7 protein-coding genes are annotated in these 12,986 nt (G+C 57.3%); all 7 read right to left on the reverse strand.

From position 1 onward, the window contains the following. Positions 1 to 66 precede the first annotated feature (66 nt). The 7 genes from rpoC to rplK all read right to left on the reverse strand — a co-directional run bounded on the left by rpoC (position 67) and on the right by rplK (position 12,863). Positions 67 to 4,317 carry a DNA-directed RNA polymerase subunit beta' gene (gene rpoC, locus PFY00_RS00365; RefSeq protein WP_271430531.1) on the reverse strand — a complete coding sequence of 1,417 codons (4,251 nt, stop codon included), beginning with the start codon at positions 4,315 to 4,317 and terminating at the stop codon, positions 67 to 69. Positions 4,318 to 4,409: 92 nt separating this feature from the next. After that, positions 4,410 to 8,546, reverse strand: coding sequence for a DNA-directed RNA polymerase subunit beta (gene rpoB, locus PFY00_RS00370; RefSeq protein WP_271430532.1), 4,137 nt, complete (start codon positions 8,544 to 8,546; stop codon positions 4,410 to 4,412). 559 nt (positions 8,547 to 9,105) lie between these two features. After that, on the reverse strand, positions 9,106 to 9,489 hold the full coding sequence (gene rplL, locus PFY00_RS00375) for a 50S ribosomal protein L7/L12 (RefSeq protein WP_271430533.1): 384 nt from the start codon (positions 9,487 to 9,489) through the stop codon (positions 9,106 to 9,108). Positions 9,490 to 9,562: 73 nt separating this feature from the next. Next, on the reverse strand, positions 9,563 to 10,075 hold the full coding sequence (gene rplJ / locus PFY00_RS00380) for a 50S ribosomal protein L10 (RefSeq protein WP_271430534.1): 513 nt from the start codon (positions 10,073 to 10,075) through the stop codon (positions 9,563 to 9,565). A gap of 386 nt (positions 10,076 to 10,461) precedes the next feature. Further along, positions 10,462 to 11,538, reverse strand: coding sequence for a serine hydrolase domain-containing protein (locus PFY00_RS00385; RefSeq protein ID WP_271430535.1), 1,077 nt, complete (start codon positions 11,536 to 11,538; stop codon positions 10,462 to 10,464). A gap of 175 nt (positions 11,539 to 11,713) precedes the next feature. Beyond that, positions 11,714 to 12,412, reverse strand: a complete 699-nt coding sequence (gene rplA / locus PFY00_RS00390) for a 50S ribosomal protein L1 (RefSeq protein ID WP_271430536.1) — start codon at positions 12,410 to 12,412, stop codon at positions 11,714 to 11,716. Between the two features lies 1 nt (position 12,413). Further along, positions 12,414 to 12,863, reverse strand: a complete 450-nt coding sequence (rplK, locus tag PFY00_RS00395) for a 50S ribosomal protein L11 (RefSeq protein ID WP_271430537.1) — start codon at positions 12,861 to 12,863, stop codon at positions 12,414 to 12,416. Positions 12,864 to 12,986: the final 123 nt, after the last annotated feature.

Here is a 12,986-nt window from a genome sequence, read left to right on the forward strand (position 1 = left end):
AATGGCCAACGAAAAACGCCCCGACCTGAGGTCGGGGCGTTTTGAATTTAATCCGGGTCGCGCAGTTTATTCGCGGCTTTCCGGTGTGTCGACGATCAGCGTGTCGAATTCATCGCCACCGACGACGTCCTCGGCGGGCATTTCCGGTGCAGCCAAGGCTGCCGCGGCTTCTGCCTCTTCGCGGCGCGCGTCGATCACGACGTTGTCGCGATCCTGAGCGATCTTGCGAACCTTCTGGGTCGCGCCACCTGTACCGGCTGGGATCAGACGACCCACGATGACGTTTTCCTTCAGGCCGACCAGCTTGTCCTTCTTGCCCTGAACCGATGCTTCGGTCAGCACACGCGTCGTTTCCTGGAACGATGCGGCAGAGATGAACGAACGAGTCTGCAACGACGCCTTGGTGATACCCAACAGGATCGGTTCGCCCTGAGCCGGGCGTCCACCCTTCGAGATCGCCTTTTCGTTGGCAGCATCGAACTCGGCCTTGTCAACATGTTCGCCCTTGAGAAGGGTTGTATCGCCGCTGTCCTGGATTTCCCACTTTTGCAGCATCTGGCGTACGATCACTTCGACATGCTTGTCGTTGATCTTCACGCCCTGCAGTCGGTACACGTCCTGAACTTCGTCGATCATGTAGTTGGCCAGAGCCTCGATCCCCATGATGGCGAGGATGTCATGCGGCGCCGGGTTGCCGTCCATGATGTAGTCACCCTTCTGGACAAAATCGCCTTCCTGAACAGGAATGTGCTTGCCCTTGGGGATCATGTACTCCTTGGTGTCGGCGCCTTCTTCTACAGGCTCAATCGCGATACGGCGCTTGTTCTTGTAGTCTTTGCCAAAGCGAACATAGCCGTCGATTTCCGCGATGATGGCGTTGTCCTTGGGGCGACGAGCCTCAAAGAGTTCGGCCACACGCGGCAGACCACCGGTGATGTCCTTGGTCTTGGCACCCTCACGCGGAATACGCGCAACCACGTCACCAGCCTTAACATCCTGACCGTCTTCACAGGACAGGATGGCATCCACGGACATTGGGTAAGTAATCGGGTTGCCCGCCGCGTTGCGTACAGGCTCGCCGTCCTTGTCCATCAGGATGATTTCAGGCTTGAGCTCATTGCCCTTGGGTGCTGCACGCCAGTCGATCACGATCTTCTGGGTCATGCCTGTCGCGTCATCGGTTTCGTCACGCACGGCAACACCGGCGGTCAGATCGACGTGACGGGCCACACCATCTGCTTCCGCGATGATTGGAAGCGTATAGGGATCCCACTCGAACAGCTTGTCGCCACGGGCGATGGTATCACCGTCCTTGACCCAAAGCTTGGAACCGTAGCCCAGCTTGTGGCTGGCACGTTCACCACCCTGCTCATCCACGATCAGCAGCTTCATGTTACGGCCCATGACAAGCGTGTCACCCGCAGCATTTTCGAGCGTCGATGTGTTTTCGAAGACAATCTTGCCTTCCTGGCTGGCTTCGAGGAACGACTGCTGGCCACCCTGAGCAACGCCACCAATGTGGAACGTCCGCATTGTCAGCTGCGTGCCAGGTTCACCGATCGACTGAGCAGCGATGATGCCGACAGCTTCGCCGGTGTTCACCATGGTGCCGCGCGCGAGGTCACGGCCATAGCACATGGCGCAAACGCCTTCTTCGGCTTCACAGGTCAGTGGCGAACGAATGCGCGCTGTTTGAACGGCCGCTTCGTCGATGTTGTCCGACGTACGTTCGTCAATCAGTTCGCCTTCCTTGACGATGATCTCACCAGTGGCCGGGTTCAGGATGTCTTCGGCTGCGACACGGCCCAGCACACGTTCGGCCAGCGATGCCACCACTTCACCATCGTTGACCGCCGCTTCTGCGGTGATCGCGGTTTCGGTTCCACAATCGTGCATACGGATGATGCAGTCCTGCGCAACGTCAACCAGACGACGGGTCAGGTAACCCGAGTTCGCGGTTTTCAGAGCCGTATCCGAAAGACCCTTACGGGCGCCGTGGGTAGAGTTGAAGTACTCGAGAACGGTCAGGCCTTCTTTAAAGTTCGAGATGATCGGCGTTTCGATGATGTCGCCATTCGGCTTCGCCATCAGACCGCGCATCCCGCCCAGCTGTTTCATCTGAGTAACCGAGCCACGCGCACCGGAGTGTGCCATCATGTAAACCGAGTTTGGTTCGGCTTCTGCGCCGCTTTCTTCGGTTTTGGCAGCCGAGATGGTGCCCATCATGGCGTCGGTGACCTTGTCGTTACACTTTGACCAGGCATCCACAACTTTATTGTACTTTTCGCCCTGAGTGATCAGGCCGTCCATGTACTGCTGTTCAAAGTCTTTTACCTGCTCACGTGTTTCATCAACGATGCCCCACTTGTTGTCAGGAATGACCATGTCGTCCTTGCCGAACGAGATGCCGGCGCGGAACGCTTCTTTGAAGCCCATGGACATGATCTGGTCACAGAAGATGACCGACTCTTTCTGACCACAGTAGCGGTAGACGGTGTCGATGACTTTCTGAACGTCCTTCTTACGCAGGAGCGTGTTGACCAGATCGAAGGGTGCCTTGGCGTTCAGCGGCAGCAGAGACCCAAGCCGTACACGGCCAGGTGTCGTCTCGTAACGCTTCACGACCTCGTTGCCTTCGCCATCGATCTGCGGAACGCGACACTGGACCTTGGCGTGCAGATGCACTTCGCCAGCGTTGAGGGCGTGTTCAACCTCTTCGACCGACCCAAAGACAAGGCCTTCACCCTTCATGCCTTCACGCATGATGGTGGTATAGTAGAGGCCAAGGATCATATCCTGCGATGGAACGATGATCGGCGCGCCGTTGGCGGGCGACAGAACGTTGTTCGTGGACATCATCAGAACACGTGCTTCCAACTGGGCCTCAAGGCTCAGAGGAACGTGTACCGCCATTTGGTCGCCGTCGAAGTCAGCGTTAAAGGCCGAACAGACCAGCGGGTGAAGCTGGATGGCTTTGCCTTCAATCAGCGTGGGTTCGAAGGCCTGAATGCCCAGACGGTGCAGCGTTGGCGCGCGGTTCAGCAGGACCGGGTGCTCGCGGATAACCTCGTCCAGAATATCCCAAACCTCGGGACGTTCTTTTTCGACCAGCTTCTTGGCTTGCTTCACGGTGCTGGACAGGCCCTTGGCCTCCAACCGCGAGTAGATGAACGGCTTGAACAGTTCGAGCGCCATCTTCTTGGGCAGGCCACACTGGTGCAGCTTGAGTTCAGGGCCAGTCACGATGACCGAACGACCCGAGAAGTCGACGCGCTTACCCAAAAGGTTCTGACGGAAGCGACCCTGCTTGCCCTTCAGCATGTCAGACAGCGACTTCAGCGGACGCTTGTTCGCGCCGGTGATCACACGGCCACGGCGACCGTTGTCAAACAGTGCATCAACGGCTTCCTGCAGCATCCGCTTTTCGTTGCGGACGATAATGTCAGGCGCGCGCAGCTCGATTAGGCGCTTGAGACGGTTGTTCCGGTTGATAACGCGGCGGTACAGATCGTTCAGATCCGAGGTCGCGAAACGGCCGCCATCCAGTGGAACCAGCGGACGCAGTTCTGGTGGAATGACCGGCACAACAGTCAGGATCATCCACTCAGGGCGGTTGCCGGACTCCAAGAAGCTTTCAACCACCTTGAGGCGCTTGATGATCTTCTTGGGCTTCAATTCGCCGGTGGCTTCCTTAAGATCCGCGCGCAGGTTTTCTGCCTCGGATTCCAGATCGATCGCTGCGAGCATTTCACGGATCGCTTCGGCGCCGATATTGGCGGTGAAGGCGTCCATGCCGTATGCGTCCTGCGCGTCGAGGAATTCCTCTTCGCTCAGCATCTGGCCATAGGTCAGATCGGTCAGGCCCGGTTCGATAACCACGTAGTTTTCGAAATACAGAACGCGTTCCAAATCGCGCAATGTCATGTCCAGCATCAGACCGATGCGCGATGGCAGCGACTTGAGGAACCAGATGTGCGCGCAGGGTGCGGCCAGCTCGATGTGGCCCATGCGCTCGCGGCGGACCTTTTGCAGCGTGACTTCCACACCACATTTTTCGCAGACAACGCCGCGGTACTTCATGCGCTTGTATTTGCCACACAGGCATTCGTAGTCCTTGATCGGGCCAAAGATACGCGCGCAGAACAGACCGTCACGCTCAGGCTTGAACGTCCGGTAGTTGATGGTTTCTGGCTTTTTGATCTCACCGAACGACCACGACAGGATACGCTCTGGCGAGGCGAGGCTCACCTTGATCTCGTCAAAGACCTTCGGCGGCGTCAGCGGGTTGAACGGGTTGTTTGTCAGTTCCTGGTTCATCTTGTGTCCTCAAAGGTTAGAGGGTGCGGGGGAGAATACGGCCGAGTTCTGCGGACAACGTCTTGGACATTGTCCGCGTCTTCTTGAGGCGCTTATTCTTCCTCCTCCGCATCCAGGAGTTCCATGTTCAGGCCCAGGCCGCGGACCTCTTTGACGAGTACGTTGAACGATTCCGGCACGCCGGCTTCGAAGTTGTCCTCGCCCTTGACGATCGATTCATAGACCTTGGTCCGGCCTGCCACATCGTCCGACTTCACCGTCAGCATTTCCTGCAGGGTGTAGGCGGCGCCATAAGCTTCCAGAGCCCAGACTTCCATCTCACCGAAACGCTGACCACCGAACTGCGCCTTACCACCCAGCGGCTGCTGCGTAACAAGCGAGTAAGGCCCGGTCGAACGGGCGTGGATCTTGTCGTCCACAAGGTGGTGCAGCTTCAGCAGGTATTTAACGCCCACTGTGACCTTCCGGGCGAACTGTTCACCGGTACGGCCATCAAACAGGACAGACTGACCCGATGTATCGAACCCGGCACGCACCAGCGCGTCGTTCACGTCTGCTTCCTTGGCGCCGTCAAAGACCGGCGTCGCAATCGGAACACCGTGGGTCACGTTGCCCGCCGCTTCGATCACCTGGCCTTCGTCCATGTCTTTGATGCCTTCTTCGTAGACATCTTCGCCATAGGCGATGCGCAGCGCTTCACGAACAGGAGTCAGATCACCGGAGCGGCGATAGTCCTGAAGTGCCTCGTCAATCTGCACACCCATGCCGCGTGCGGCCCAACCCATGTGGGTTTCGAGGATCTGACCAACGTTCATACGCGAAGGCACGCCCAGTGGGTTCAGACAGAAGTCGACCGGGGTACCATCCTCGAGGAACGGCATGTCCTCCATCGGGACAACCTTGGAGATAACACCCTTGTTGCCGTGACGGCCGGCCATCTTGTCGCCGGGCTGCAGCTTGCGCTTCACAGCCACGAAAACCTTGACCATCTTCATCACACCCGGAGGCAGATCGTCACCGCGCCGTACTTTTTCGACCTTGTCTTCGAAACGGGCGTCAAGCGCACGCTTCTGAGCTTCGTACTGGTCGTGCAGGGCTTCAACGATCTTGGCGTCGTCTTCGTCTTCCAGCGCAAGCTGCCACCACTGACCGCGTGTCAGGCTGTCCAGCAGGTCTTGCGTGATTTCAGAGTTCGACTTGACGCCTTTGGGGCCTTTGACAGCCACTTTGCCAAGAACCATGGACTGAAGACGCGCATAGATGTTGCGGTCGAGAATCGCCAGTTCGTCATCGCGGTCACGCGCGAGCTGTTCGATCTCTTCACGCTCGATCTGCAGGGCGCGTTCGTCTTTTTCAACGCCGTGGCGGTTGAAAACGCGCACTTCTACGACGGTACCGTAGTCACCCGGCTTCACACGCAGCGATGTATCGCGCACGTCCGACGCCTTTTCACCAAAGATGGCACGCAGAAGCTTTTCTTCCGGCGTCATCGGGCTTTCGCCTTTTGGTGTGATCTTGCCCACGAGAATATCGCCCGGCTCCACATCGGCACCGATGTAAACGATGCCCGCTTCGTCGAGGTTGCGCAGTGCTTCCTCACCGACGTTTGGAATGTCGCGGGTGATCTCTTCTGGCCCAAGCTTGGTGTCACGGGCAGCGACTTCGAATTCCTCGATGTGGATCGACGTAAACACGTCATCACGCGCGATGCGCTCAGAGATCAGGATCGAGTCTTCGTAGTTGTAGCCGTTCCACGGCATGAACGCGACGATCACGTTCTTGCCCAGCGCCAGTTCGCCCAGATCCGTCGACGGACCATCCGCGATGACTTCGCCCTTCTTGACCCGGTCACCCACCTTCACCAGAGGGTTCTGGTTGATACAGGTGTTCTGGTTCGAACGCTGGAATTTGCGCATGCGGTAGATATCAACGCCCGCATCGCCCAGTTCCAGATCTTCGGTGGCCCGGATCACGATACGCTGCGCATCGACCTGGTCGATAATACCAGCACGCTTGGCCATGACGGCCGCGCCTGAGTCGCGTGCAACGATTTCCTCGATGCCGGTGCCGACCAGCGGCGCTTCGGAGCGCAGCGTTGGAACCGCCTGACGTTGCATGTTCGAGCCCATCAGAGCGCGGTTGGCGTCGTCATTTTCGAGGAACGGGATCAGCGAGGCCGCAACGGATACGAGCTGCTTTGGCGAGACGTCGATCAGGTCAACGGACTCCGATGGCGCCAGCGTGTATTCGCCCGCCTGACGGGTGTTCACGAATTCATTGGTGAACTTGCCGTTTTCATCGATAGACGCGTTTGCCTGCGCCACGGTGTGACGCTGTTCTTCGGTCGCGGACATGTAGCTGACATCGTCAGATACAACACCGTTCTCGACCCGGCGGTATGGCGTTTCGATAAAGCCATATTTGTTCACGCGGGCAAAGGTGGCCAGCGAGTTGATCAGGCCGATGTTCGGGCCTTCCGGCGTTTCAATCGGACACATACGGCCGTAGTGCGTGGCATGAACGTCGCGCACCTCAAAGCCTGCACGTTCGCGTGTCAGACCACCTGGCCCAAGCGCCGAGAGACGACGCTTGTGCGTCACTTCGGAGAGCGGGTTGGTTTGGTCCATGAACTGCGACAGCTGCGAAGAGCCGAAGAATTCACGCACAGCAGCCGCAGCTGGCTTGGCGTTAATCAGATCCTGCGGCATCACAGTGTCGATTTCGACAGAGGACATACGCTCTTTGATCGCGCGCTCCATACGGAGAAGGCCAACGCGGTACTGGTTTTCCATCAGTTCGCCAACGGAACGGACACGGCGGTTGCCGAGGTGGTCGATGTCGTCGATGTCACCCTTGCCGTCACGCAGCTCTACCAGTGCCTTAATGCACTTAACGATGTCTTCCCGGTCCAGCGTACGCTGAACGTCACCCTTGTCGAGTGCCAGACGCATGTTCATCTTCACACGGCCAACAGCCGACAGATCGTAACGCTCTGAATCGAAGAACAGCGTGTCGAACAGGGCCGAAGCCGCTTCGACGGTGGGTGGCTCGCCCGGACGCATGACGCGATAGATGTCCATGAGCGCGGTATCGCGGTTCATGTTCTTGTCCTGCGCCATGGTGTTGCGCATGTACGGGCCGACTGTGACGTTGTCGATGTCCAGCACCGGAATCTCGGTGATGCCCGCGTCGATCAGCTCTTTCAGAGTGCCGCCTGTGACTTCGCCATCCTTGTCGACTGTCCATGTGAGTTCATCACCGGCCTCGACGTAGATCGCGCCGGTTTCTTCGTTGATGATGTCCTTGGACACAAACTTGCCGACGATCTGCTCGAACGGAAGCAGCAGTTCAGTAACCTTGCCTTCGTCAATCAGCTTCTTGACTGCGCGCGGAGTAACCTTCTTGCCAGCTTCGGCGATCACTTCGCCGGTGCCCGCGTCAACCAGATCATAGGCCGGGCGTGTGCCACGCACGCGCTCAGGGAAGAACTTGGTTGCCCAACCCTCACCCTTACGGTTCGTGTAGGTCACGGTGTCGTAGTAAGCATCCATGATGCTTTCCTGATCCAGACCCAGCGCATAGAGCAGTGTTGTTACAGGCAGCTTGCGGCGACGGTCGATCCGGGCAAAGACGATATCCTTTGCGTCGAATTCAAAGTCGAGCCACGAACCGCGGTACGGGATAATCCGGCATGCAAAAAGCAGCTTGCCCGAAGAGTGGGTTTTGCCTTTGTCATGGTCAAAGAACACGCCCGGAGAACGGTGCATCTGGGAAACGATGACCCGCTCGGTGCCGTTGACGATGAATGTGCCGTTCGGCGTCATCAGGGGCATGTCGCCCATGAAAACGTCCTGTTCCTTGATGTCCTTAACGGACTTCGCGCCGGTGTCCTCGTCGATATCGAAAACGATCAAACGCAGTGTGACCTTCAGCGGTGCGCTGTAGGTCATGTCACGCTGCATACATTCTTCGACATCGTACTTCGGCTTTTCCAGATCGTAGCCGACGAATTCCAGAACCGCTGTCTCATTGAAGTCCTTGATCGGGAAGACCGACTGGAACACACCTTTGATCCCCTCGCCGTCAAGCGGCTGAGGTTGATCACCGGATTTGAGGAACAGCTCGTAGCTGGATTTCTGAACCTCGATGAGGTTCGGCATTTCAAGAACTTCGCGGATTTTGCCGTAGTAGCGACGAAGACGTTTTTGTCCGAGGAAGCTTTGCGCCATGAGGGGAGCACCCTTTCGATTTTCTCTGCCCGAACCCACCAGCTGCCGGGGCACAGCGGGGATTCACGTCAGTGACGGCTTGAGACAAATCCATTCTCGGGTCGCGTCCCACCGCGTCCCTCTCGATTTTGCCTAACCTGCCTTGGAAAGCCTCTCTCGCAGAGGGGCTTACCAAGACACGAATGCGGCTTTGCCATCATTTCGTCTGTATAGATGATGAGGTGTTCTTCTAATTTGCTTTGGTTTGGGCCCACCTCTCTGCTCAAAACGCGAAAACAGCGGCTTCGAATCGCTCGAACCCGCAGGAAACTTCCAAATATTGCGTGAACAGCCCGAGCGCAAGACCCCCCGTAGGAGTTTTGCGTTTCTCAAACCAACCGCCTGAGCATGCCAAAAACTGTTCGGATGGTCAAGTTGACCCGGGTCAGGATCCTTAACCTAAGGAAAATCCACTGCGATGGCGACCGCCGTAATCGATTTGACGGCGCAGGTATTCCGGCCCAAACGAAAACAGGCGCCCCATGTGGGACGCCTGCCGTAATCCGTCGAAAGACGAGAATTACTTGAGCTCGATTTCCGCGCCTGCTTCTTCGAGCTTTTTCTTGATCTCTTCGGCTTCGGCTTTGTCGACGCCTTCTTTGACAGCTTTGCCGCCAGCTTCGACCAGTTCCTTGGCTTCTTTCAGACCCAGGCCCGTGATGCCACGGACTTCTTTGATCACGTTGATCTTCTTGTCGCCAGCGGACTTCAGGATCACGTCGAATTCGGTCTGCTCTTCACCGCCTGCGGCGCCACCGGCGTCGCCTGCAGGACCAGCCATCATCACAGCGCCACCAGCGGCGGGCTCGATGCCGTATTCGTCCTTGAGGATTGTTTTCAGTTCTTGTGCTTCCAGCAGCGTCAGACCGACGATTTGCTCAGCAAGTGCTTTCAGATCAGCCATTTTAGACTCTTTCCGTTATATAGATGTGTTCCAACGTTCGGGCGATTACCCTACGCAGATCTCATGGTGCGCTTTACGCCGCTTTTTCCTCGATCGTAGAGAGGATGGAAGCGATGTTCGAAGCAGGTGCGCCAATTGCGCCAGCGATGTTCGAAGCAGGTGCGCCGATGCAGCCAACGATGGAAGCAATAAGCTCCTCGCGGGAAGGCATCTTGGACACGGCTTCAACGCCAGCACGGTCAAGAGCCGTTCCGCCCATGTTACCACCAAGGATTTCGAACTTTTTGTTCTCCTTGGCGTAATCCTCGACCACCTTGGCAGCTGCCACGGGATCTTCGGAATAGGTCAGAACGGTCATACCCTCGAGCAGACCCTCAATGCTTTCGCACTGGGAATCCTTGAGGGCAATTTTGGCGAGCCTGTTCTTGGCGACGCGTACGGACGCTTCGGCAGCGCGTGCGCGCCCCCGCAGGTCCTGCATCTCAGCGACCGTGAGGCCTTCGTAGCGGGATACCACCACAACGCCAGAGCTTTCAAAGATCTGGCCGAGTTCCTCGACCACTTTCTCTTTCTGGGCTCTATCCACAGTTTCACTCCAGTTATTGGAGGGCGGACCCTCCGGCTCAGTTCGGCAGGGGATACCTGCCACAAAGTCCGAAGAAGGGTCGACGCATCCTGTGGGCCGGTCATGAACCGGTCCTAGGTAAGATGTCTCTTCCCGTCTCAGGCAGGACTTATGCACTCGGATGAGGGCACCCACCGTCTCGGACGAAATATGCCGCGGCTGCGAATCACGCAGTCACGACACCGGCACCGCATACAGGGTTCGCAGGGATGTGCCAAGTGTGGAGTGTATCAGACAGTTCGGGCTGACGCGCAGCTGCTGGGTCATTGAAGATCGGTTGTGAGCCCAAAGTGTCGGATGCCGCTGTATGAACCGATGTCTGCTTTTGCCATAGCAGAGCTTCACGGTCACTGCTGACGGTATCTGACGACTTCTGGGATTGCGAAATCCAGCAGAACGCGAACGGTTGTCTGCCACGCATTCGGGTCGTTGTAGTTCCCTGCAAAGGTCGCGACAACAAATTCTGCATTCGGCTGCACAGTGAGCCGCTGACCTCCGTTGCCCACCGCAATCAGGATAGGATCACCACCAGGGCCTTTGGTCAGATACCACAGAAACCCGTAGCCAAACCCTTCCTGGATGGTTGCCGCCGGGCGAAATGACGATTCCAGCCAGGACGGAGGAACAATTTCCTGACCATTGTAGGAGCCGTTTTGTGCAATCATCACACCGATCTTTGCGAGATCACGCGTTGTCAATCTCAATCCAGATGCTGCGGAAGGGACATCATCGGCGCCTCGCACCCACTCGTGGATCTCAATTCCGAGGGGATCAAAAAGGCGAGTTTCAGCAAACGCGTCAATCTCTTGCCCAGTGCCATTGGCAATCAACTTCGCGATCAATGCGACAGCTCCGCCGTTGTAAGTCCATGTCGTTCCCGGTTCGGTCACCATCGGACGGCTCAAAACAAAGCGATAACGGTCTTCGGAAAGCTCCATGGCGATTTCGCTGTTGCGGGGGTCGGTGTAGGGCAGGCTTTCATCCCACTCCGTGCCCATCTGCATGGTGAGCGCATCTTCCACTGTAATTTCTTCTCGTCTCGTTCCGTCGCGCAAATCTGCGTACTCAGGGAACAGATCCAGCAATGGAGTGTCGAGCGGTGGCACTGCACCCTCCGACAAGGCGATGCCGTAGAGCAGACCGACGACTGACTTCGTCACTGAGCGTAGATCATGCAGTGTATTTGGGCCATGGTCGATTGATCCAATCGGTGTTCCCCATCGCTCATCTTCGCCTCGGAAGTAGGCTTCGGCAATCCTTTCGCCATCCAACATAACGACGGTGCTATGAAGACCCACAATCTCATTTGCTTCCACCGCAGCGCCAAGTCGCTCTTCCATGCTTTGAGCCCAACCAACATCGGGGAAAAGGCTTAACACCAGTGCAAGAGCAGCAGAGGCCAGAGGTCTTTGGTTATGCGCCATGGTGTCGCCTCTTCGGTTTTACGATTTCGGAAGTCTAGCCCACCAGTTTCCTGCGGAAAAGCAGTCTTTGGCTTTGGGAAGTCGTGCGGCAGCTTTGTCCGCATACCGGCCATATACACAAATGCGAAAGGGCGAGCCTTTGGCCCGCCCTTTGAATCAGCTATGTCCGGTACGATCAGTTGCCGGTTGCGTTGGCAACATCCAGTGTCACGCCTGGGCCCATTGTCGAGCTGAGCGAGATCTTCTTCATGTATGTGCCCTTTGCGCCTGCAGGCTTGGCTGCGGAAACCGCAGCAACAAAGGCGCGAACGTTTTCGACAAGCTGTGCTTCGTCGAACGAGGCTTTGCCGACACCCGCGTGCACAACACCGCCCTTTTCAGCGCGGAACTGGACCTGACCGCCCTTGGCGTCTTTGACAGCCTGAGCAACGTCCATTGTCACCGTGCCAACCTTGGGGTTCGGCATCAGGTTACGTGGGCCCAGCACTTTACCAAGACGACCAACGATTGGCATCATGTCCGGTGTCGCAATGCAGCGATCGAATTCGATGGTGCCACCCTGAACGATTTCCATCAGGTCTTCTGCGCCAACGATGTCTGCACCGGCTTCCTTGGCTTCGTCAGCCTTTGGACCGCGGGCAAATACTGCGACGCGCATGGTTTTACCGGTGCCGTTTGGCAGGCCGATGACACCACGAACCATCTGGTCTGCGTGACGAGTGTCAACGCCGAGGTTCATCGCGATTTCGACAGTTTCATCGAACTTGGTTTTGGCGTTTGCCTTGACCAGGGACACGGCCTCTTCGACGGTGACTTCTTCCTTGCCAGCCATCGCTTCGCGGGCAGCGCGGGTGCGTTTTCCGAGTTTTGCCATCTTACTTTACCTCGATGCCCATGGATTTCGCCGAACCAACGATGATCTTCATGGCCTGATCGACGTCATTCGCCGACAGGTCTTTCATCTTGGCTTCTGCAATTTCGCGAACCTGCTTGACGGTTACGGATGCAACGGTCTCTCGGCCTGGGTTCTCGGCGCCGCGTGGGCGGTTACGCTTGCCAACCGGCTTCAGACCAGCAGCCTTCTTGAGGTAGTAAGACGCAGGCGGCGTCTTGATATCCATCGCGAAGGATTTGTCCTGGTAGTAGGTGATCACGGTTGGGCACGGCGCACCAGGCTCCATGTCCTGCGTCTTGGCGTTGAACGCCTTGCAGAATTCCATGATGTTGATACCGCGCTGACCCAGCGCCGGGCCTACGGGCGGCGAGGGGTTGGCTTTACCTGCAGGGATCTGCAGCTTCATCGTGCCGGCAAGCTTCTTGGCCATCGGCTATCTCCTTTACAACACCCTCGCGCACGCGTGGCTCGGGCAGGTTATGTTGCGTGGTCCGGTCCGGATATCGCGATACCCTCGCCTCCCACGTTTGTCGGCCATCTGGCGACAAGCCCG

Origin of the sequence: Thalassococcus lentus, from assembly GCF_028023555.1 — a bacterium.
Lineage (GTDB): Bacteria > Pseudomonadota > Alphaproteobacteria > Rhodobacterales > Rhodobacteraceae > Thalassococcus_A > Thalassococcus_A lentus.

What these genes read in the sequence shown, in the direction of transcription:
- rpoC (WP_271430531.1), bottom strand. Translation starts at nt 4,317, where the DNA reads ATGAACCAGGAACTGACAAACAACCCGTTCAACCCGCTGACGCCGCCG.
- rpoB (WP_271430532.1), bottom strand. Translation starts at nt 8,546, where the DNA reads ATGGCGCAAAGCTTCCTCGGACAAAAACGTCTTCGTCGCTACTACGGC.
- rplL (WP_271430533.1), bottom strand. Translation starts at nt 9,489, where the DNA reads ATGGCTGATCTGAAAGCACTTGCTGAGCAAATCGTCGGTCTGACGCTG.
- PFY00_RS00385 (WP_271430535.1), bottom strand. Translation starts at nt 11,538, where the DNA reads ATGGCGCATAACCAAAGACCTCTGGCCTCTGCTGCTCTTGCACTGGTG.
- rplA (WP_271430536.1), bottom strand. Translation starts at nt 12,412, where the DNA reads ATGGCAAAACTCGGAAAACGCACCCGCGCTGCCCGCGAAGCGATGGCT.
- rplK (WP_271430537.1), bottom strand. Translation starts at nt 12,863, where the DNA reads ATGGCCAAGAAGCTTGCCGGCACGATGAAGCTGCAGATCCCTGCAGGT.